Below are 21077 nucleotides of genomic sequence, written 5' to 3'. Positions count from 1 at the left end.
GGAACCGTTTCCGCGCGCTGCGCCGGCCCGCTCAGACGTCCGTGGCCTCCCGCCCACCACTGGCGGCCACATCGCCGGCGCTGGCACCGGCACCGGCCGCGCTCCCGGGATCCACCTCGCCGAGGGCATCCCAGGGCTGACGGTCGGGGGCGGCCGCCTGACCCTCCGGGCATCGCGCACGGAAGTCACACCAGGAGCACAGCCCGCTGGTCCGCGGCGGGAAGGCACGCTCGGCATCGCCGCCGGACCGCAGCGCCTCGGTGGCCGCGACCGCGTCGGCGGCCACCGACTCGGCCCGGTGCACATGCCGGGTGATCGACTCCTCGGTGTGCTCCGCGACGGCGACCCGGCCACTCGGCACATGGTGCAGTTCCACCCGCCGGCACGGGCGGCGCAGCATCCGCCCGGCGGCCATGGCGTAGAGCGCGAGCGCCGGGGAGCTGCGCGCGTCGGCCTCCGTGGACGGCCGGCGGCCCGTCTTGTAGTCGACGATGACGAGCTCGCCATTCCGATCATCAAGCCGGTCGACCCGGCCGGAGAACGCCAGCCCCTCGGTGCGGGCGGCCACCGAACGCTCGACTCCCCGCGGCTCGGCCGCCGGGTCTAGCCCCGTGACGTAGCCGGCGGCCATCTCCGCGGCCCGCTCCCGCCACGCCACCGACTGCTCGCCGTCGCGGAACCCGTCAGCGACCCACAGCAACCGGACGAGCTGCGCCGCCCGCACCGGCGTGCGCTGCTCGAACGGCTCCTCCCACCACCGGCGCAGCGCGTTGTGCAGGCTCACCCCGAACGACGTGTGCGCCCAGGCCGGCCCCCGCGGCGGCCGGGGCCTGTCCAGGTAGATCATCCGGTACCGGCGAGGGCAGTCCTCGAACGCGGCCAGCCGCGACGGCGTGCAGGCGAACAGCCTGCGGGGCATGCCGGCGAGCTCCATCTGTGCCATCGCAGGATCATCCCACCGCCCTCCGACAGTTCGATCCGCCTCCGCGGCGGCGAGCCGCGCAGAAGCCCACAGCCACGGCGGTGGCGATGGCCGGTGGCGGTCAGCCGGTTCCCGTGGGTCGGGGTGCGTCGTTGATGACCATGTCCATGAAGGTCAGCGCCTCGGCCCGTCGGGTGAAGGGGTTTCGGTAGAGGGACCGGCGATGATCGGCACGCCGGATGCGCAGGCATTCGTCGATGATGCGGTGCCAGCCTGGTCCGAAGGCGGTCCGCGCGTGTTCTCCCGCCGCCGCCTTGGAGACGATCTCACCGGTGGTGAGCGTGTGGTGGAGCCGGCTGACGCCGAGTACGCCCCAGGCCGGCTCCCGCGAGGTGAGGCAGGCCAGGCCTGCGGGTGTGGACAGGCGGGAGCCGTGGCGCCACCATTGCCGCCAGTAGCCGTCGCGGTTGCCGCGTGTCCAGCGGGCGAGGTCCTGCGGGTTGGCCGCGACATCGATCTCGACGGGCCTGGGGCCACGGATGGCCACGCCGTGGCGGGCCAGACTGTGCCAGGTGACCGGGTGGCGTTGGTGGTCGCAACGTGGATGGAACCGTCGACCGTGGGCATGCGGTCCCGGCGATGCCCGTCCCGGATCCCGCGCGAGGTCGAGCCACGTGGTGTAGACCCCGTCGAGGAGCGGGCGGTGGGACAGGTGGGCGTGGATGCGGGACAGTGCCGCGACCTGCTGGTCCGTGGGGGCCGTGGTGGTGACAGCGACAAAATCGACGTCGCTGACTCCGGGGCGGAAATCGCCCAGCGCCACGGACCCGATCACATAAAAGCCTTCCACGAGATCGGGATCCATGGTGTCGACCGCAAGCAGGTAGGCGTCCACGGCATCACGCACCGCGACAGGAAGCGTCATGACCCGTGATTGTCCGCCCGTACCGAGGTGTTCTCCGAGGCGGGACATCGTCGCCGTCCCGGGCCGTTGTCGACGCCGGCGTCCTGGTGGGGCGGATGGATCCCACCGGAAGAAAACGGATAAGGATTCGCTTTTAAAGCCTGCAGAAGAACCACGTTGATCGACAGGCCCGAGATTGTCTCGACCTGGGCAGCGCGCGCACCATCAGCCAGAGGCGGTGCCGGCGGGCACCGGCAGCGGGCCTGGGACGGGCCCACCTGCCGGAGCGGTATCCGTCACCGGGGCCACCACCGAGGTGGGCGGTGAGACCAGCGTGCCGGGCGACACCGGGGTGGGACGGGCGGGCAGCAGCAGGCAGGCCAGGGCCGCGGCGACCTCGACGACCGCGATGAGGACCCAGACCCGCTGGTAGTGGGCGAGGTCAGGGACCCCGGACGGGCTCGCCATCAGCGCGACCGTCGCGCCGACGCCAAGGACGGTGCCGAGCTGGCGGGCCATGGCGAACACGGCGCTACCGGTGGCCCGGCGGGTGGCGGGCAGCGAGGCGGAGATCGCCGCGGCCAGGGTCGGGATGACCAGGCCGATGCCGGCGCCGCAGGTGATCTCGAACGGCAGGACCTCCCGCGGGAAGTCGGGGGTGGTGCCGATGCCGATCCGGTAGGCCAGCAGGGACGCGGCGATCGTGAGGCAGCCGGTCGCGCCGAGCACCCGGTAGCCGAACCGGGCGGCCAGCCGGGCGGCGGCGAACATCGCCACGATCGCCGAGACGATGCCAGCGGGGGCGAACTCGAGCCCGGCGGCGAGGACGTCCTGGCGCCACAGATCGGTCAGCAGCAGCACGTTGCCGAGCAGCAGCGCCCCGAACCCGGTGAACAGCAGCACGGTGGCGCCGGTGGCGGCGCTGAACTGCCGGTCGCGGAACAGGTCGAGTTCGAGCACGGGCGCCCGGTGTCGGGTGCACTGCCAGAGGAACGCCGCGACCAGAGCCAGCCCACCGAGCAGCGCGCCCAGCGTGCGCGCCCCGGTCCAGCCCCAGCTCTCGGCCTCGACGAGACCCAACGTCACCAGGGCGATCCCGGCGGTGAGCAGGGCGGTGCCGAACAGGTCGGGCCGCACGACCGCACCCGAGCCGGCCGGGGCCTCGGCGCGGGATTCGGTCAGGACCCGGCGTGCGATCAGCAGGGTCACGATCACGATCGGCACGTTGATCAGGAAGATCCAGCGCCAGCTCGCCCGGGTGAGCAGCGCGCCGACGGGGGTGCCGAACGCGGCGGCGACCGAGCCGGTGGCCGCCCAGGTGGCGACGGCGGCCGCCCGGCGCGCCGGGGGGAACTCGCCGAGCAGCAGGCCGAGCGAGGTGGGCAGCAGTGCGGCGGCGCCGACGCCCTGGGCGACCCGGGCGGCGATCAGCCAGTCCAGCGACGGTGCGGCGGCGCACAGCACCGAGGCCACGGCGAACAGCACCATCCCGCCGACGAACCAGCGCAGCCGCCCGTAGGCGTCGGCGAAGCGGCCGAACGGGATGGGCAGCGCGGCCAGAACGATCGTGTAGCCGTTGAGCACCCAGGACAGCGTGGCGGGCTCGGTGTGGAACTCCCGCGCCAGATCACCGAACGCGACGTTGACGACGAACAGATCGAGGCTGGCGACGAACGTCGCCGCCGAGGTGACGAGCAGGACCCAGCGCAGGCGGGCATCCGCACGCATGAGCGACCTCTCCAGGCGGTGAACGACACAGGACGACGGGCGACAGTCAGTGCGATGACGCTACCCGCAGATGGTCCAATCACGATACCAACATTTGAGTATCGTGACGCTACCAACAGTCGGTATGGTGACGCTACAATCGATGGCATGCTGCCGCGGACCTACGAGCAGGAGATCTGTTCCATCGCCGCGACCCTGGAGGTCCTGGGCGATCGGTGGACGCTGTTGATCGCACGCGATGCCTGCCTGGGCGTCACCCGGTTCGCCGATTTCCAGGCCCGCCTCGGCATCGCCCGCACGGTGCTCAGCGACCGGCTGGCCCGGCTGACCGAGGCCGGCGTCTTCGAGCGCCGCCGCTACAGCGAGCAGCCCGAACGCTTCGAGTACGTGCTCACCGAGCGCGGCCGCGACATCTGGCCGATCCTCAATTCCCTGATGACCTGGGGTGACCGGCACCTCAAGGGCGGCGAGGCCCCGTTCGTCATCCACCATCGCGGCTGCGGCGGCCACATCGACGACCGGCGCCGCTGCGAGACGTGCGGCCAGGAGGTCGGCGTCACCGAGGTGGTGCGCCTGCCCGGCCCCGGCGCCCGCCGCATCCAGCCCCAGCCGCCCGCGGAGTCGACAGCATCGGCGGAGCCGGCAGCAGGAGCAGCGGGGGCAGCCGAGGCGGAGACTGCCGAGTCTCGGCAGGTTGTTGCATCCGGGCAGGCCGGATAATCCGCACGAACGCGGACGGTGCCGCAGTGGGATCGGTGTACCTGGACGGATCCGTGCGCGGCTGGCATGCTCTAGCCATGGGGTGTGGTCGCGTCGCGAGTCACGGCGTGCTGCCGCCCATTTTTTATGGGGATCGGGTCCGGTCCCCGCTCAGCCGCTGACGTCGCGCGGCACAAGCCCAGGCCAGGCCCGGTCAGTCCCGGGTTGATCTCGCCTGGGCGGCGCCGGACCTCCGAACGAAAGGTCCCCCTTGTGGAGAACACCGCGGAGAACCTCGTCGACCGTTCCGACGCCGCGATCCCCGCACCCGGCGCACCTGGTGACGTGGCACACGCCCGCGTGGTCAGCACCGCGCCGACGATCAGCAGCATCGCCGAGGGGCGCGGGCTCATCGACGACATCGACGCCCAACTGCGCGCGCTGCTGACCAACCGCCGCGATCTGTCCAGCCAGATCCAGTCGCTGCGACAGGTCGAGGGGGGCCCGCGGATCGAACACGCCCGGGAGAACAGAATCATCGCGTCCTGGGCGGACGAGCTGGGCCCCCGCGGCGTCGAGATCGCCCTGGCGGTCCTGACCCTCTGCCGCGGCGCCGCCAGCCAGTAACCGCTGCGCCGGCCAGTAACCATCGCGCCAGCGAGTAGTAACCACCGTTCCGGCCAGCACCGCTGTGCCGGCCAGGCGGGCCAGCCGGTTCACGCGGGCTGGCCGGCCAGGTCAGCCGGGCGGGGCGTGTTCGCTGGGTGGTCCGGGATGCGCATGGCTGGCCGGCTCCTGGCGTGGCCGCTGCTCCCTGCGGTCACCATTGCGGTCACGGGGACGATCGCGGTCGCGTTTGCGGTTGCGGGGGCGCTCGGGCAGGTCCAGCTCGATGAGCAGGCCGCGGAGTTCGGACCGCAGGAAGTCGCGGGTGGCCAGCTCACCGATGGTGATGCGCATCGCGGCGACCTCCCGGGCGAGGTACTCGGTGTCCTCTCGGGTGCGCACCGTCTGCTCACGGTCCTGGGCGAGGTTGGCGCGGTCCCGGTCGTCCTGGCGGTTCTGCGCGAGCAGGATCAGCGGTGCCGCGTACGCCGCCTGCAGCGACAGCGCCAGGGTCAGGAAGATGAACGGGAACGAGTCGAACCGGATGCTCGACGGTGCGGCGATGTTGTAGGCGATCCACAGCACGATGACGATGCTCTGCACCACCAGGAACCGCGCGGTGCCGAGGAACCGGGCGATCCGTTCGGCGATCCGGCCGAACGCGTCCGCCTCGTAGGACGACGGCCGCACCCGAGCGCGCCGCGACGCCCGCGGCTGATCCAGACGCGGCCCCCGCCGCCGACGACGGATCACAACTGTGCCCCCGCCGAGACCTCGCCGACGGCGCCCGGATCGTCCCCGCCGGCCGCGGGCGGGGTTCCGGCGCCGGGCCCCGTCCGCGCCTCGACCTCATCCGCGTCCAGTTGGCGTTCCCGCCAGTCGGCCGGCAGCAGATGGTCGAGGACGTCATCGACGGTCACCACCCCGACGAGCCGTCCGGCCCCGTCCAGCACCGGCGCCGCGACCAGGTTGTACGACGCGAGATGCCGGGTCACCTCCGCCAGCGGTGTATCCGGGCGCAGGGAGGCGATGTCCACCTCGATCACCCCGCCGACCAGCGTCGACGGCGGTTCCCGCAGCAGCCGCTGGAAGTGCGCCAGGCCGAGGTAGCGGCCCGTCGGCGTCTCGCACGGCGGGCGCACGACGTACACCTGCGCGGCCAGTGCCGGCGACAGTTCCGGTTCCCGGATGCGCGCGAGCGCCTCGGCGACCGTCGCGTTCGGCGGGAGCACCACGGGCTCGCTGGTCATGATGCCGCCGGCGCTGTCATCGGCGTAGAGCAGCAACCGGCGCACCCCGGCGGCCTCGTCCGGCTCCATCAGGCGCAGCAGCCGTTCGGCGTCCTCGGCGGGTAGTTCGCCGAGCAGGTCGGCGGCGTCGTCGGGATCCATCGCCTCGAGCACGTCGGCGGCGCGTTCCTCGGCCAGTCCGCCGAGCAGTTCGACCTGCTCGTCCTCGGGCAGTTCCTCGAGGACGTCGGCGAGGCGCTCGTCGTCCAGGGCCGCCGCGACCTCCGCCCGTCGCTTGTCCGACAGGTCGTGCAGCAAGCCGGCGAGGTCCGCCGGCCGCAGCTTCTCGAACGCGGCCAGCAGGTTCGCGGCCCCCTGCCCCTCCTCCGGCAGCGAGAAGCCACTCACGTCGTCCCACGACACCGTGCGGACCTCGCCCCGACGCCCGCGACCCCGCCGCACCGCCACCTGTTCGAGCACCCAGTCACCGCCGCGCACCGGCTCGATCGCCGCGTCCACGACGGTGACCTCCTCCCCCTTGGCCTCCTGGCCGCCGCCGGCCTCCGCCTTCCCCGCCCGTTCGGACGACCCGGAGGCCCCGAACGTCGCGCGGGACGCGGACTCGCCCGGTCCCAGCAGCCGCACCCGCCGGTCGAGCAGTTCGGCGAGCACCCGCGTCTCGTTCGGTCGCTGCTCGAACCGCCGCCAGCTCAGCCGCGCCGACGACAGCACCACCGCGCCGGACTCCACCCCTGTCACCCGGCCGATCGGCACGAAGATCGGCCGGCGCTGCACCTCGACCGCCAGCCCCAGCACCCGCGGCGGCTCATGCCCCAGCCGCAACGCCACGATCACATCGTGGACGCGCCCGACCTGATCCCCGTTCGGATCGAGGACGAGCAGCCCCGCCAGCCGTCGACAGAAGAACCGGGACTGCGCCGGACGCGTCGGCATCCCCCTCACCACCTCCCACGCACGGACCGCACCCGCTGGACGTACGGACGGACGTGGCAGGGCGAATCTGGCCAGGTCGGTGCCACGGAGGTCGTCACGGCCGGAGGTTACCCGTCCCACCACCCACCGCAACCCACCCATCCCGTCACACCGCCCCTCGCCACCACCACACCCCGCGGCCGACCCGGGGTCGGCATCCACCTGCCCGGGTCGTCGTAGCCGGCGAATCGGCCCCGAACCCGACCACGGCGCCCCCGCGCACCCCACCCACCCGCGGCTCCCGCGAAAGGGGCACAGACCGTCGCCATGATGGGGGGCGGTACCGCGTCCCAGGAACGGACGCGGGGCGCGGAACGCCGCACGGGCGTCGCGCACTACGGAGAGTGGGGTCTGGAGATGCGGGTTGCCTTCCTCGGTCTGGGCACGATGGGGTATCCGATGGCGGGGCATCTGAGCCGGGCCGGGTTCGAGACGTCGGTGTTCAACCGGACGGCCGCGACGGCGCGGCGCTGGACGCAGGAGTTCACCGGCTCCGCGGCGCCGACACCGGCGGCGGCCGCGACGGGGGCGGACGTGGTGTGTCTGTGTGTGGGCGCGGATGACGACGTCCGGGAGGTGCTGGTCGGCCCGCAGGGGGCGCTGGCGGCGCTGGCGGCCGGTGCGATCATCGTCGATCACACGACGACGTCCGCGCAGGTCGCCGTGGAGATCGCCGCGTTGGCGCAGGAACGCGGGGTCGGGTTCGTCGACGCGCCGGTGTCCGGCGGGCAGGCCGGGGCGCAGGCGGGGCGACTGAGCGTGATGTGCGGGGGTGCGGCGGAGACCATCGAGCGGGTCCGTCCGGTGCTGGCCGCCTACGGAACGACGATCACCCGGATCGGCCCGGTCGGGACCGGGCAGCTCACGAAGATGGTGAACCAGATCCTGGTGGCGGGGGCGATCGAGGGCGCGGCGGAGGCGCTGAACTTCGCGATGGCCGCCGGCCTCGACCTGACGCAGGTGCTGCCGGCCGTCTCCGGTGGGGCGGCGAGCTCCTGGTATCTGGTCAACCGCGCCCCCACCATGATCCGCGATGAGTTCGACTTCGGTTTCGCCGTCGACTGGATGCGCAAGGACCTGCGCATCTGCCTGGACGAGGCGACTCGCCGGGGCATCCCGGTGCCGCTGACCACACTCACCGAGTCGGACCTCAGCGACGCCCACGACCGCGGCGACGGCCGCCTCGACGCCACCGCCATCATCCGCCTGCGCCGCCTCGCCACCGACCCCCAGGCCGACCCGGAGGACTAGCTCACCCGGGCCCTCGACCGCTCCCGCCGTCCACGGACCGTCACCGCGACACCGCCAGGCGCCCCACCCGGAACCGCTCAGAGGTACTGCTTGGACGGGTTGACCATCGCGCGGACGGTCTTGCCGTCGTGGAACTCGCCGATCGCGGTCATCGCCCAGGTCGCAGCGCCCTGGTCGCGTTGGACCCGGCACATGACCAGACCGGTGGCCGGCTTCGATTCGGACAGGTCGAAGCGGACGAGCTCCTGACCGGTGAGGTCGTTGTAGAGCCGGCAGTAGGCGTTGCGCACCTCGGTGAACGGCTGCCCCTGGAAGCTGTTCACGGTGAAGATGAGGGTGGTGACGCTCGGCGGCAGTGCGGCCAGGTCAACGATGATCGTCTCGTCGTCGCCGTCGCCCTTGCCGGTGAGGTTGTCACCGGAGTGGCGCACGGCACCGCGGGCACCCTTCTTGGACATGAACCAGACCTTGTCGACGTCCTTGCCCCGCTCGTCGAACAGGATGCAGGACGCGTCCAGGTCGATGGAACGGCCGCGCTGGGCCGGGTCCCACCCCAGGCCCATCCGCACCCGGGTCAGCGGCGCCTCGCCCGTCTTGACCAGCGAGACGCTCTGACCCTTGCGCAGCGATACCCGGCCCTTGTCCAGGTTGACCCGCCCACCAGGCTGCTGGCCCGCACCGCCAGCGGCGGGCGGACCGGCGGGAACCGGCGGACCCCACTGCTGGCCGGGCGGCGGCCCGGACGGCGGCGCCCCGGGCGGACCCCACGGCTGGCCGGCTCCCGGCGGCGGCCCGGGCGGCGGACCCCACTGCTGACCAGGCTGCTGCGGCGCGCCCCACTGCGGTGCGCCCCACTGCGGTGCGGCCGGCGGAAGCGGCGCCGGTGGCGGGCCCCACTGCTGACCACCGGGAGGCGCCCCGTACGGCGCCGCCGGCGGGACGGGCGGCGGCCCCCACTGCTGGCCTCCCACCTGCGGCTGCTCGGCGGTGCCGGGGTCGTCCACGGAGATGCCGAAGTCGGTGGCGATGCCGGCCAGGCCCGAGGCGTAGCCCTGGCCGACGGCGCGGGCCTTCCAGGAACCGGCCCGGCGGTAGAGCTCGACGAGGATCAGGGCCGTCTCGGTGCCGAGGCCAGCCGGATCGAAACGGACCAGCTCAGCGCCACCACGCGCGTCCCGCACAGCGATGCCGAGGCCCCGGACACCGGCGAAGGTGAGCGGGCCGCTGCCGTCCAGGCTGCCGGTGACGACGACCTTGTCGATCTCGGCCGGGACGGCGGCCAGGCTGAACTCCAGCGCCGACGGCGGCACCAGCCGAACCCCGGGGCCGTTCGGCTGGTTGAAGAAGACGAAGTCGTCGTCCGAACGGACCTTGCCGGTGGCCGTCACCAGGATCGCGGCGATGTCCAACGGGCTCGACGAGGCGATCTCGACCCGGACGTCCCCGGTCGGCAACGGTGCGTTGCCACCTTTCGTCAGAACCTGTCCCATTGCCCCTCCATGACCGGCCTCGTCAGGGTCGCGCACCCTGTCCAACGGCCCCACCGCGGCGGACGGTTCCCGCCCCGAATACCGCGCGTGTCCTGTCCCGACCCTACGATCGGTGCATGGCATGGGCGGAACCGGTCCGATGAGCGACAACACGCTGGGCACCCGGATCGAACGGCACGTGGCCGGGGTGTTCGGCCCCGACACCGGCCGGGCCGCCGTGACGTTCCTCGGTACCGAGCAGATCGAGATCCTGCGCTACGGCCCCGACCGCACCGGCATCGTGCGTTATCTGACCCTCGGCATGTCCCGCGAGCCGATGACGGCAGCCGCGGCGACGGTGCGCGATCCGGCCGGTCCGCGCGCGGAGCTGGTGCTGTCGCTGCGCGGTCCGCATGACAGCGTGCTGCGCCGGCTCGCGGTGCTCGCGGCGATTCCCGTGGTGGAGAGCCGTCCGATCGCCCCCGGCGCGGCCCTCGACCTCGGCGAACCGCTCTGGGACGGGGCCCCGTTCACCGCCGTCCTGGTCGCCGAACCCGGCGGCCTCATCCCCGATCTGCCCACCGCGGCACAGCCGTCCGCGGCCACCGACGAGTTCTCGATCTCCGACCTGCTGGCCAGCCCCGACGCGGCCATCGGCTTCGACCCCGGCAGCGGCGGCGGCTCCGCCTCCGATCCGGGACCCGCGCCGGTCCGGTTCCTGCCGCTGCTGCCGATGACGATGAACGAGGCCGCCTACAAGCGCGTCCATGGCCCGGACGCCCTGCATCAGCGCTGGCTGGCCGCCGGCACCGACCTGCGCGATCCCGCCCGCCGCGAGGTCTCCCTGAGCTGACCCGCCGCCCGCAGGGTCCGTCCGCGACCGGGGCAGGGGCGACGTAGGGCAACAGAAAGCAAAGAACAGCCGAAGAACAACGCGTCCGGACGATGCGGTCCGCGTACGGGCCCGATCGGCGGCTACGCTCCCGAAGCTGTGAGCCGTGATCGAGGCGACGCCGTCTCCCCCGCCCGCGCCCAGCCGGCCCAGGGTGCCGGCGCGCGACCCCACCGGCGGTCGCTGCTGCTCGGTGGGCTGGGCCTCGGTGGCGCGGCGCTCGGCGGGATCGGCCTCGCCGCCTGCAGCACCTCGAACGGTACGACTCCGTCCCCGGTGCCGACCCTGCGCGCGCCGACGCCCGTGCCGGGGGTGTCCGACGGCGTGTTCGGGCTCGGCGTGGCCAGCGGCGATCCGCTGCCGGACGGGGTGATCCTGTGGACGCGGCTCGCCCCGAAGCCGACGCAGGGCGGTGGTATGCCGTCCCGGGACGTCCCCGTCGACTGGCAGATCGCGACCGACGAGCGGTTCGCCTCGGTGGTCCGTGCCGGCACGCAGACGGCGCAGGCGGCTTTCGCGCACTCGGTGCACGTCGACGTCCGCGGGCTGGAGCCGGGACGCGACTACTACTACCGTTTCCGCGCCGGGACGGTGCTCAGCCCGGTGGGTCGCACCCGCACGGCCGCGGCGCCGGCCTCCGGTGGGGCGGCGGCGGCCAGCGGGTCGCTGAGCTTCGCGCTGGTGTCCTGCCAGGACTTCCAGAACGGCTACTGGCCGGCGTTCGACGCGATCGCCGCCGACCATCCGGACCTGGTCGTGCACGTCGGCGACTACATCTACGAGTACGACCCGGACAGCCGTTTCCCCGACCGGCTCCACACCACACCGCAGACCCTCGGCCTCGACCAGTTGCAGACCCTCTCCGACTACCGCAACCGGTACGGCCAGTACAAGGCCGACCCGGCGTTGCAGGCCGCCCACCACGCGGCCCCGTGGGTGGTGACCTGGGACGACCACGAGGTCGAGAACAACTACTCGGGCCTCGTCGACGAGCCCGGTGACACCGGCGCCAGGCATCAGGACCCGGCCCGGTTCGCCCGCCAGCGCGCCGCCGCCTACCAGGCCTACTACGAGCACATGCCGATCCGCGCCGAGCTCAACCCCGGCTCCCCCGACCTGCGGATCTACCGCCGGCTCACGTTCGGCAGCCTGGCCACGTTCAACGTGATGGACACCCGCCAGTACCGCACCCGCACCCCCGGCGACTATCCCTCGGCGATCGGTCCGGCCGAACTGGGCCGCACCGACTTCGACGGGACGATGGCCGGCGCCGACCAGGAGCGCTGGCTGCGCGCGGGTCTGGACGCCTCACGCACCCGGTGGAACCTCATCGCCCAGCAGACGATGATGGCCCAGCTCGACGGCCAGCTCCCCACCGGCGGCACGGAGCTGCTCACCAACCTCGACCAGAACGACGGCTACCGGCCGTACCGGCAGCGCCTGCTGACCGGGGTGCGCGACAGCAGGGTGTCCAACCCCGTCGTGCTCTCGGGTGACCTGCACTGCGCGTGGGTGAACGACCTGCGGGTCGACTTCGACCGGCCGGACACCCCGGCGGTCGCCACCGAGTTCGTCTGCACGTCGATCAGCTCGGCGTTCTTCCTGATCAGCGACGACTTCGTGCGGGAGAACAACGCCCGGTTCAACCCGCATGTGCGCTACTTCCGCGGTGACCGACGCGGTTACACCCGGTTCCGGCTCACCCCGACGCAGTGCCGCGCCGACCAGCGCGTCGTCGCCGACTCCGACCGCCCGGACTCCCCCGTCACCACCGATGCCACCTGGATCGTCGAGGACGGCCACCGCACCGCCCACTCCGCCTGACCCACCCACCCCTGCGCCGCCACCAGACGAATACCCTTGGTCACGCTAGGCTTGCGGACTGTTGCGACAGTCAAACTCCGGGAGCCGCGCGTGACGATCGTCGAGGAGCCGCCGAACCCTTCGGGCCCGGTCATTCGATCCATCTCGGAGCCGGACCTCGCGGCCCACCGCCGGCCACGGTCGAACCTGCTCGGCTACCTGCGCACGACGTCCCACAAGGACATCGCGGTCATGTACTTCGTGACGTCGATGGGATTCTTCCTGTTCGCCGGGATGCTCGCCGTCATGATGCGCTCGGAGCTCGCCCGGCCAGGGTTGCAGTTCTTCTCCAACGAGCAGTACAACCAGCTGTTCACGATCCACGGCACGGTCATGCTGCTGCTGTTCGCGACACCGCTGGCCTTCGCGTTCGCGAACCTGCTGGTACCCCTGCAGATCGGCGCGCCGGATGTGGCGTTTCCCCGCCTGAACGCCCTGTCGTACTGGCTTTTCCTGTTCGGCGGACTCGTCGTCATCTCGGGGTTTCTCACCCCGGACGGCGCCGCCGACTTCGGCTGGTTCGCCTACGCACCGCTCAGCGGCAAGGTCTACTCCCCGCTGCCCGGTGCAGATCTGTGGATTCTCGGGCTGGTCGTCTCGGGTCTGGGCACCATCCTCGGCGGCGTCAACATGATCACCACTATTCTGTGCCTGCGGGCGCCGGGCATGACGATGTTCCGGCTGTCGATGTTCTGCTGGACGTTCCTGGTCACGTCCATCCTGGTGCTGGTCGCGTTCCCGGTGCTGGCCGCGCAGCTGCTCTCGCTCGAGGCCGACCGCCGGTTCAACGCACACGTGTTCGACGCCGGCAACGGCGGCGCCATACTCTGGCAGCATCTGTTCTGGTTCTTCGGGCATCCCGAGGTCTACATCATCGCCCTGCCGTTCTTCGGGATCATCAGCGAGATCCTGCCGGTGTTCTCCCGCAAGCCGCTGTTCGGCTACAAGGGTCTGGTGTTCGCCACCATCGGCATCGGCGCGCTGTCGGTGGCCGTGTGGGCGCACCACATGTTCGTCACCGGCGCGGTGCTGCTGCCCTTCTTCGCGTTCCTGTCCTTCCTCATCGCGGTGCCCACCGGGATCAAGTTCTTCAACTGGGTCGGCACGATGTGGCGTGGGCAGCTCACCTTCGAGACACCGATGCTGTTCGCCCTCGGCTTCCTCGTCACGTTCCTGTTCGGCGGGCTGACCGGTGTGCTGCTGGCCAGCCCACCGATCGACTTCCATGTCAGCGACAGCTACTTCGTCGTCGCCCACTTCCACTATGTCGTGTTCGGCACCGTTGTGTTCGCCGCGTTCGGCGGCACCTACTTCTGGTTCCCCAAGGCCACCGGCCGCATGATGGACGACCGTCTCGGAAAGGTCCATTTCTGGACGGTGTTCTTCGGCTTCCACGGCACGTTCCTGGTGCAGCACTGGCTGGGCCTGCGCGGTATGCCCCGCCGGTACGCCGACTACGGACCATCGGATGGATTCACCACTCTGAACACCCTGTCGACCGCCGGGTCGTTCCTGCTCGCCATCTCCACACTGCCGTTCCTGTACAACCTGTGGCATTCCTACCGCCGCGGCCCGCTGGCGGCCGTCGACGATCCCTGGGGCTTCGGCAACTCGCTGGAGTGGGCCACCTCCTGCCCGCCGCCCCGGCACAACTTCACCGTGCTTCCGCGGATCCGCTCCGAACGTCCCGCCTTCGACGTCCACTACCCCCAGGTCGCCGGCTCCATCGACTACCACGCCACCCCGGAGTTCACCCCCACCCCCGCGCCCACCGTCGCCCCCACCCGCGAGGCGCCCGAGCAGCCCTAGACCCCGGCCTCGGCATCCCTGCCGGTGGTGGCGTCCCGACCGGCAGGGGCGTCCCGACCGGCAGGGGCGTCCCGACCGGCAGGGGCGTCCCCACCGGCACCCGTGACGACGCTGGCGCTGGACGGGACGAGCAGGCGCAACGCGCGCGGACGGACCACGATGCGGGCGGGTAGCGGGGCCAGCGGGTCGCCGTCGGCGTAGACGTCGAACGGTCGGTCGGCGCTGATGCGCACCTCGCGGCCACGCAGCACCTCGACGTGGCGGGTGTGCACGTGCCGTCCGGTGAAGACCCGGGGGAACAGGGCGAGAAAGGTGCGTTTCGGCGCGTCGGAGACGAGCACCACCTCGACGAGGCCGTCGGTGAGGTCGGCGTCCGGGGCGAACCTCATCCCGCCGCCGTAGTAGGCCGAGTTCGCCGCCGCCACCGTGTATCCGTACAGCTCACGGGGCGCCGCGTCGTCCACGGTGACGGTGAACCGCACCGGCCGCCAGGCGGCGAGCGCCCGCAGCGTCGCATAGGTGTAGACGTTGCGTCCGCGCAGCAGCCGGGCCCGGTTGGCGATCACCTGGACGTCGGAGTCGTAGCCGACGCTGGCGATACCCAGATACGGTCGCCCGTCCACCTCGGGCAGGTCGACACGCAGCTCACGGGCCTGCGCGAGGCTCGCCGCCACCTGGCGCGGATCATCTGGCAGCCCCAGCCCCCGGACGAAGTCGTTGCCCCGACCGCCCGGCAGGACGGCCAGCACCCCACCCAGGCGGGCCACCGCGCCCGCGACCGCCCCGGCCAGGCCGTCCCCGCCGAGCGCGACCACCACGCGTCCCGCCGCTGTCGCCCCCGCCGCCAGTTCGCCGGCGTGCGCCAGATCCCGCGTCGGCGCGACCCGCACATCCGGCGCCCACCGGGCGAGTTCGGCGCAGACCGGCGCCAGCACCCGCAGCGCCCGGCCCCGCCCCGCACTCGGATTGACGACGACGGTCAACCGCCCACGATCCACCACCGCGCCAGCTTTCCACACCGTTGCACCGCCGACCGCCGCCGCGGTGAAGGCGGGACGCCCGATCCGACCGGCGGGGCCCGGTGGGTCGGCGGCGACAAGTTAGTGGGCGGCGAAGCGGCCGGTGGCCAGGTGTTCGCTGACGGCGCCGAAGAAGGACCGGTCGCCGATCTCCGGGGCGTCCCGGACGTCGCGCAGGACCAGATGCTCGAGCAGGATCAGCGCCGCGTCCGCCGGCCACAGCACCAGCCACAGCCAGACCCCGCGCGCCTCACCGACGAACGCCGCCCGATCGGGCGGTACGGCCACCGGCCACATCGCCGTCGGATGCCCCGCCGCCTCCACCTTCGCCTCCGGAGCACCCGGCAGCGCCTCGGGGTCGGGGCCCTGAATGCCCGCCAGCCGGGCGCCGAGCCCGATTCCCGGTGACTCCGCGACCAGCACCATCTCCGCCGGCCCGCCCAGCGGGCACGGTCCGGCCGCGGCCAGCGCGCTCGCGCGTGGGCCGCTGCGCTCGTCGCCGGCCCAGCCGACACCACTGACATACCAGTGCACCGGCATCGGATCGGGCAGCCACACCGGCACCGTCGACGTCGTCGCCAGCATGTGCAGCGCCTGTTCGCGTGAGGAGACCGCGGCCCGGTACGGACTCACCTCCCCGTGCCGCTCGCATCGATACTGGCTGTTCCACAGATCGGGCGGACGAAGCTCCGCAAGACAGCGTGGGCAGACCGCGGCACTGGTCACCGAGCGCCTCCTAGTGCGACGGCCGTTCGCACCGGCCATCACCCGTGAATCGGACGGACCTGAACCGCCGGACTTCGGCGATTCCGTACTGACTGTTCCCGCCATTTCCGCCAGCAATCATCCCGTCCCGCCCCCTCAGCCCCCCATCAGTGCCCCCACCTGCATAGATGCCCTCAACCGCCGGGTACCCGCCCAGTACACGTCGGCGCACGTCGACACTCACCGTGTCCGAACCGCGGCGGCCCGCCGGTCAGCGGGTGGGGTCAGCGGGTGGGGAGGATCTCGGCGCAGGCCTCGGCCAGGACGTCCAGGCCGTCCAGCAGAAGCTCGTCGCTGATCACGAAGGGTGGCAGCAGGCGCAGGACGTTGCCCCACGTACCGGCGGACAGGACGATCAGGCCGCGGCGATGGCAGGCGGCGGCGACGGCGGCCGCCCGCGCCCGGTCGGGGCTGTGGTCGCCCTGGCCGCGCACGATCTCGACGGCGAGCATCGCGCCCCGGCCCCGGACGTCGCCGATGGCGTCGTACCGGTCCGCGAGGGCGCGCAGCCGGGGCAGGGCGAGTTCGGCGATATGGCGGGCCCGGCCGGCCAGGTCACCGGACTCGATCAGGTCGATGGTCGCCAGTGCCGCCGCGCAGGCCACCGGGTTGCCACCGAAGGTGCCGCCGAGACCACCGATCTGCGGGGCGTCCATGATCTCGGCGCGGCCGGTGACGGCGGACAGCGGCAGGCCACCCGCGATGCCCTTGGCGGTGACGATCAGGTCGGGGACGATGTTCTCGTCCTCGCAGGCGAACATCGTGCCGGTGCGGGCGAAGCCGGTCTGCACCTCGTCGGCGATGAACAGGATGCCCGCGTCCGCGCAGAACTCGGCCAGGCGCGGCAGGAAACCGGTGCCGGGCACGATGAAACCCCCCTCGCCCTGGATCGGCTCGATCACCAGGGCGGCCACCGCCCCGGCCCCGATCTCGGTGCGGATCAGGTCGATGACCTGGGCGGCGGCCTGTTCGCCGCAGTGCTGCGGCCCGCCCGGCCAGCGGTAGGGGTAGGCCAGCGGCAGCCGGTAGATCTCCGGGGCGAACGGGCCGAAACCGGCCTTGTACGGCATGGCCTTGGCGGTCATGGCCATGGTGAGGTTGGTCCGGCCGTGGTAGGCGTGTTCGAAGACGACGACGGCGCCACGCCCGGTCGCCGACCGGGCGATCTTGACAGCGTTCTCCACCGCCTCCGCACCCGAGGTGAACAGGGCCGAGCGCTTCTCGAAACCGCCGGGGGCCAGCCGGGCCAGCGCCTCGCAGACGCCGACGTACTCCTCGTACGGCGTGACCATGAAACAGGTGTGGGTGAACCGGCCCGCCTGCGCGGCCACGGCCGCGACCACCTCGTCGGCGGCGTTGCCGACACCGGTGACGGCGATGCCCGAGCCAAGGTCGATGAGCGTGTTGCCGTCGACGTCGACCACGACGCCGCCGCCCGCCGCCCGCGCGAACACCGGCATCGTCGAACTCACCCCGCGGGCCACGGATCGGACCCGTCTGGCCGACAGCGCCCGCGAACGCGGGCCGGGAATCTCGGTGACCAGGCGGCGGGTCTGGGGCAGCCCCGACCCGCCTCGACCCGACACCGAAAGCGTTGGTTCGTCCATCGGCTCGGCACCTCCAGGGTGTCTCCTCAGACCGGCCAGCCCACCCGCCGGTCACCCGTCAGTCGGCCATCGCCGCAGGCAGTCCGCCCGGGCGTCGGCCCGCGGCCACGACGGACGGGCCCGCCGGTGGGCAGGCCCACGACAGTGCCCGACCCGGGCGTGGATGGCCACTCCCGGCGACGGGATGCGCCTAGGATGACCTCTGAACCGCTTCGCCGCCGAACAGGGAGCCGACCACAAAGATGCGTGATGGCTGAGGTCCGGCCGTTCTGGCTCGCGGGCCGGCCGGCGCAGGGTACGGCGGAGCTCGAGGTGCGCCATCCCTACGACGGTGCGCTGGTGGCCACGGTCGCCCAACCGTCCGCGGCGCAGGTCGAGCAGGCTGTCGCCGCCGCGGCGGCGGTCGCCTCGCAGCTGGCGGCGTTGCCGGCGCATGTGCGCGCGTCCGCGCTCGGGCATGTGTCCCGGGAGATCGCCCGGCGCGGCGACGAGATCGCCCGGCTGATCACCGCGGAGAGCGGCAAGCCGCTGACCTGGTCACGGGCCGAGGTCGCCCGGGCCAGTTCGACGTTTCGCTGGGGAGCGGAGGAGGCCCGCCGGTTCGCCGGCGACCTGACCCGGCTCGACACCGACCCGACCGGCGAGGGCCGTCTGGCGCTGTCGCGGCGCTTCCCACGTGGGCCGGTGCTGGGCATCGCCCCGTTCAACTTTCCACTGAACCTGGTGGCGCACAAGGTCGCGCCGGCGCTGGCCGTCGGGGCGCCGATCATCGTGAAACCCGCGCCGCGCACCCCGCTGTCGTCGCTGCTGCTCGGTGAACTGCTCGCCGAGACCGATCTGCCCGCCGGTGCCTTCTCGGTGCTGACCGTCGACAACGACGTGGTCGGCGCGCTGGTGGCCGACCCGCGGCTGCCGGTGGTGTCGTTCACCGGGTCGGGTCCGGTCGGCTGGTCGATCCGGGACGCGGTGCCACGTAAGCAGGTCGTCCTGGAACTGGGCGGCAACGGCGCGGTGCTGGTCGCGCCCGACTTCCACGCCCCCGGGGACCTGACCCGGGCCGCGGGGCGCATCGCGCTGTTCGCGAACTACCAGGCTGGGCAGTCGTGCATCGCCGTGCAACGGGTCTACGTCGACCGGTCGCTGCACGACGAGCTGCTCGGCGAGATCCTCGCCGCCGTGCGGGCGCTGCGCGACGGCGATCCCAGCGATCCGGCCACCGACGTCGGCCCGCTCATCGACACCGCCGCGGCCGAACGGGTCGAGACCTGGATCGGCGAGGCGGTCGCGGCCGGCGCCACCCTGCACTGCGGCGGCACCCGCACCGGTGCCAGCGTCGCGCCCGCGGTGCTGACCGGTGTGTCCGAGTCGGCCCGGCTGGTCCGCGAGGAGGTGTTCGGGCCGGTGATCGTCGTCGCCCCGGTCGACGGGGTCGACGACGGCTTCGCCCGGATCAACGACAGCGCGTTCGGTCTTCAGGCCGGGGTGTTCACCCACGATCTCGCGACCGCGTTCCGCGCCCACCGCGAGCTCGTCGTCGGCGGCGTCGTCGTCGGGGACGTCCCGTCCTACCGGGCCGATCAGATGCCCTACGGCGGGACGAAGAACTCCGGCATCGGCCGGGAGGGCCTGCGTTCGGCCATGACCGATCTCACCGAGGAGCGAGTTCTCGTCCTCACCGGCCTGGACCTGTGACGATCGAACGGTGACGATCGACCTGCACACCCATTCCACCGCGTCGGACGGGCTGGACGCCCCCCAGGAACTGGTGCGCCGCGCCGGGACCGCCGGGCTCGCCGTCGTCGCGCTGACCGATCATGACACGACCGCCGGGATCGACGCGGCCGCCGCCGCGCTGCCCCGCGGGCTGGTCCTCGTGCCCGGCGCGGAGATCTCCTGCTACGTGCAGGTGGACGAGCGGCGGATCGCCCTGCACGTGCTGGCCTACCTGTTCGACCCGGCGGAGCCCACGTTCGCCGCCGAACGGGCCGAGGTCCGCAGGCACCGGGTCACCCGGGCCCGTCGGATGGTGGAACTCCTGCACGCCGACGGGCACCCGGTGCGCTGGGAACGGGTCAGCGAGCTGGCCGGCGGCACGGTGGGCCGGCCGCACGTGGCCGCCGCGATGGTCGAAGCCGGCCTGGTACCCAGCGTGGACGCGGCGTTCAGCCGCTCCTGGATCGGCCCCGGCGGGCCGTACCACGTGGGCAAACAGCAGCCGGACGTGTGGCGGACGCTGGAGCTGATCCGCGCCGCGGGCGGGGTCAGCGTGTTCGCGCATCCCTATGCGAGCCGGCGCGGTGTCACCGTCGGCCCCGAGGTGATCGAGCGGATGGCCGCCGTCGGGCTCGGTGGCCTCGAGGTCGATCATCCCGACCACGACGACGACGAACGGCACCGCCTGCGCGCCCTGGCCGCCGACCTCGACCTGTTCACCACCGGTTCGAGCGATTACCACGGTGCCAGCAAACCCCAGGGACTCGGCGCCGAGACGACCAGCCGCGCCGCCTACGAGCGGCTCGTCACCACCGCCACCGGCGCGACCCCCATCACCGGATAGGCCGACTCTCAGACGCCGCGGCCGCAGGTTCCCTCACGCGGGGAACCGAGCCGCTCGAGCAGCACGGCGAGCTGTTCCTGCTCGGCGCGGGAGTAGCGGCTCAGCACGTGCCGACCGACGCCCTTGAGATGGGTGCCGGAGGCCACCCGGAGCCGGTCCAGCCCCTGCGGGGTGAGCACGGCCAGCGTTCCCCGCGCGTCGGACGGGCAGGAGCGACGGGTCACCAGGCCCTCCCGTGCCAGCCGGTCGACGAGCCTGGTCAGGCCGCTGCGGGAGAGCAGCACCGCGGCGGCGAGCTCGCTCATGCGCAACTCGTGTTCCGGCGCCTCGGAAAGCTGGACGAGCACGTCGTAGGAGGCCAGCGGCAGGTCGTGCGCGCGCTCCAGTTCCGCTTCCAGCACCCGGCTGACGTGCGCGTGGGCCTGTAGCAGCGCCCGCCAGGCACGCATGCCGCGGGCGTCCACCCAGACGCTGTCCGTCTCAGAACTGGCGCCGACCGTGTCCTCGACCATCCCGAGCCCTCCCGCCACACCCCGAACCAGCCTATGTGCCCCGGTCGCCGGACCAGCCCGCCCCGCTCAGGCCTGCCACCTCGACAACGTCCCAGCACCTACCGATAAATTCCGCTCTCGAAGTCAGATGAATGACAGCTTGGATGGGTGGCACACACCCGGGCATCGCCGCAACACCGCCGAGGCGCGCGCGGGCTATCGTGGATGCACAGGCGGCCCCGGGGGTCGCATCTGGTGCCAATCAGTGACTGA

Annotated in this window: 18 protein-coding genes; 8 read left to right on the top strand and 10 right to left on the bottom strand. The window is 72.4% G+C overall.

Going from position 1 to position 21077, the window contains the following annotated elements:
• Nucleotides 1-31: 31 nt before the first annotated feature.
• The 3 genes from MXD59_RS08120 to MXD59_RS08110 form a co-directional block, all read right to left on the bottom strand.
• Nucleotides 32-943, bottom strand: a complete 912-nt coding sequence (locus MXD59_RS08120) for a RecB family exonuclease (protein WP_248824148.1) — start codon at nucleotides 941-943, stop codon at nucleotides 32-34.
• Nucleotides 944-1043: 100 nt separating this feature from the next.
• Nucleotides 1044-1847, bottom strand: a complete 804-nt coding sequence (locus MXD59_RS08115) for a nucleotidyltransferase domain-containing protein (protein WP_248824147.1) — start codon at nucleotides 1845-1847, stop codon at nucleotides 1044-1046.
• 204 nt (nucleotides 1848-2051) lie between these two features.
• A complete protein-coding gene (locus MXD59_RS08110) occupies nucleotides 2052-3554 on the bottom strand; it encodes an MFS transporter (RefSeq protein WP_248824146.1) in 1503 nt (500 codons plus the stop codon).
• Nucleotides 3555-3701: 147 nt separating this feature from the next.
• On the opposite strand from MXD59_RS08110, the gene MXD59_RS08105 reads away from it, so the two are divergent.
• Both MXD59_RS08105 and MXD59_RS08100 read left to right on the top strand, forming a co-directional pair.
• A complete protein-coding gene (locus tag MXD59_RS08105) occupies nucleotides 3702-4274 on the top strand; it encodes a winged helix-turn-helix transcriptional regulator (protein WP_248824145.1) in 573 nt (190 codons plus the stop codon).
• A gap of 324 nt (nucleotides 4275-4598) precedes the next feature.
• Nucleotides 4599-4880, top strand: coding sequence for a chorismate mutase (locus tag MXD59_RS08100; protein WP_372511990.1), 282 nt, complete (start codon nucleotides 4599-4601; stop codon nucleotides 4878-4880).
• Between the two features lie 111 nt (nucleotides 4881-4991).
• Here MXD59_RS08100 and MXD59_RS08095 read toward each other — a convergent pair whose 3' ends face one another.
• Nucleotides 4992-5549 carry a DUF1003 domain-containing protein gene (locus MXD59_RS08095; protein WP_248824144.1) on the bottom strand — a complete coding sequence of 186 codons (558 nt, stop codon included), beginning with the start codon at nucleotides 5547-5549 and terminating at the stop codon, nucleotides 4992-4994.
• A gap of 59 nt (nucleotides 5550-5608) precedes the next feature.
• Nucleotides 5609-7042 (bottom strand): magnesium transporter MgtE N-terminal domain-containing protein, encoded by a 1434-nt coding sequence (locus MXD59_RS08090; RefSeq protein WP_248824143.1) that lies wholly within the window; start codon nucleotides 7040-7042, stop codon nucleotides 5609-5611.
• Nucleotides 7043-7351: 309 nt separating this feature from the next.
• Here MXD59_RS08090 and MXD59_RS08085 point away from each other — a divergent pair, with 309 nt between their 5' ends.
• Nucleotides 7352-8332, top strand: a complete 981-nt coding sequence (locus tag MXD59_RS08085; protein WP_248824142.1) for an NAD(P)-dependent oxidoreductase — start codon at nucleotides 7352-7354, stop codon at nucleotides 8330-8332.
• Between the two features lie 77 nt (nucleotides 8333-8409).
• Here MXD59_RS08085 and MXD59_RS08080 read toward each other — a convergent pair whose 3' ends face one another.
• Nucleotides 8410-9822 (bottom strand): TerD family protein, encoded by a 1413-nt coding sequence (locus tag MXD59_RS08080; protein ID WP_248824141.1) that lies wholly within the window; start codon nucleotides 9820-9822, stop codon nucleotides 8410-8412.
• Between the two features lie 139 nt (nucleotides 9823-9961).
• On the opposite strand from MXD59_RS08080, the gene MXD59_RS08075 reads away from it, so the two are divergent.
• The 3 genes from MXD59_RS08075 (at nucleotide 9962) to ctaD (ending at nucleotide 14365) form a co-directional block, all read left to right on the top strand.
• On the top strand, nucleotides 9962-10654 hold the full coding sequence (locus MXD59_RS08075; RefSeq protein WP_248824140.1) for a suppressor of fused domain protein: 693 nt from the start codon (nucleotides 9962-9964) through the stop codon (nucleotides 10652-10654).
• Between the two features lie 138 nt (nucleotides 10655-10792).
• Nucleotides 10793-12517 (top strand): alkaline phosphatase D family protein, encoded by a 1725-nt coding sequence (locus tag MXD59_RS08070; RefSeq protein WP_248824139.1) that lies wholly within the window; start codon nucleotides 10793-10795, stop codon nucleotides 12515-12517.
• A 90-nt stretch (nucleotides 12518-12607) separates the two neighbouring features.
• Complete coding sequence (gene ctaD / locus MXD59_RS08065) at nucleotides 12608-14365, top strand: aa3-type cytochrome oxidase subunit I (RefSeq protein ID WP_372511976.1); 1758 nt, start codon at nucleotides 12608-12610, stop codon at nucleotides 14363-14365.
• On the opposite strand, the gene MXD59_RS08060 is transcribed toward ctaD, so the two are convergent.
• From MXD59_RS08060 to gabT, 3 genes are all read right to left on the bottom strand, one after another.
• Nucleotides 14362-15366, bottom strand: coding sequence for a diacylglycerol/lipid kinase family protein (locus MXD59_RS08060; protein WP_248824138.1), 1005 nt, complete (start codon nucleotides 15364-15366; stop codon nucleotides 14362-14364). The genes ctaD and MXD59_RS08060 overlap by 4 nt on opposite strands.
• A 99-nt stretch (nucleotides 15367-15465) precedes the next feature.
• The gene (locus tag MXD59_RS08055; RefSeq protein ID WP_248824137.1) at nucleotides 15466-16110 is read right to left on the bottom strand and encodes a DUF6758 family protein; all 645 of its coding nucleotides are present in this window, start codon (nucleotides 16108-16110) and stop codon (nucleotides 15466-15468) included.
• 263 nt (nucleotides 16111-16373) lie between these two features.
• Nucleotides 16374-17756 (bottom strand): 4-aminobutyrate--2-oxoglutarate transaminase, encoded by a 1383-nt coding sequence (gene gabT, locus MXD59_RS08050; RefSeq protein WP_248824136.1) that lies wholly within the window; start codon nucleotides 17754-17756, stop codon nucleotides 16374-16376.
• Nucleotides 17757-18005: 249 nt separating this feature from the next.
• Here gabT and MXD59_RS08045 point away from each other — a divergent pair, with 249 nt between their 5' ends.
• A complete protein-coding gene (locus MXD59_RS08045) occupies nucleotides 18006-19448 on the top strand; it encodes an aldehyde dehydrogenase family protein (protein WP_248824135.1) in 1443 nt (480 codons plus the stop codon).
• A 10-nt stretch (nucleotides 19449-19458) separates the two neighbouring features.
• The gene (locus MXD59_RS08040; protein WP_248824134.1) at nucleotides 19459-20313 is read left to right on the top strand and encodes a PHP domain-containing protein; all 855 of its coding nucleotides are present in this window, start codon (nucleotides 19459-19461) and stop codon (nucleotides 20311-20313) included.
• A gap of 8 nt (nucleotides 20314-20321) precedes the next feature.
• Here MXD59_RS08040 and MXD59_RS08035 read toward each other — a convergent pair whose 3' ends face one another.
• Complete coding sequence (locus tag MXD59_RS08035) at nucleotides 20322-20825, bottom strand: MarR family winged helix-turn-helix transcriptional regulator (protein ID WP_248824133.1); 504 nt, start codon at nucleotides 20823-20825, stop codon at nucleotides 20322-20324.
• Between the last annotated feature and the right edge of the window lie 252 nt (nucleotides 20826-21077).

Source organism: Frankia umida, from assembly GCF_023242945.1.
Classification (GTDB): Bacteria; Actinomycetota; Actinomycetes; order Frankiales; family Frankiaceae; genus Frankia; species Frankia umida.
The sequence above is the reverse complement of the archived record's forward strand: the minus strand, read 5'-3'. Positions and strand labels throughout refer to the sequence as shown.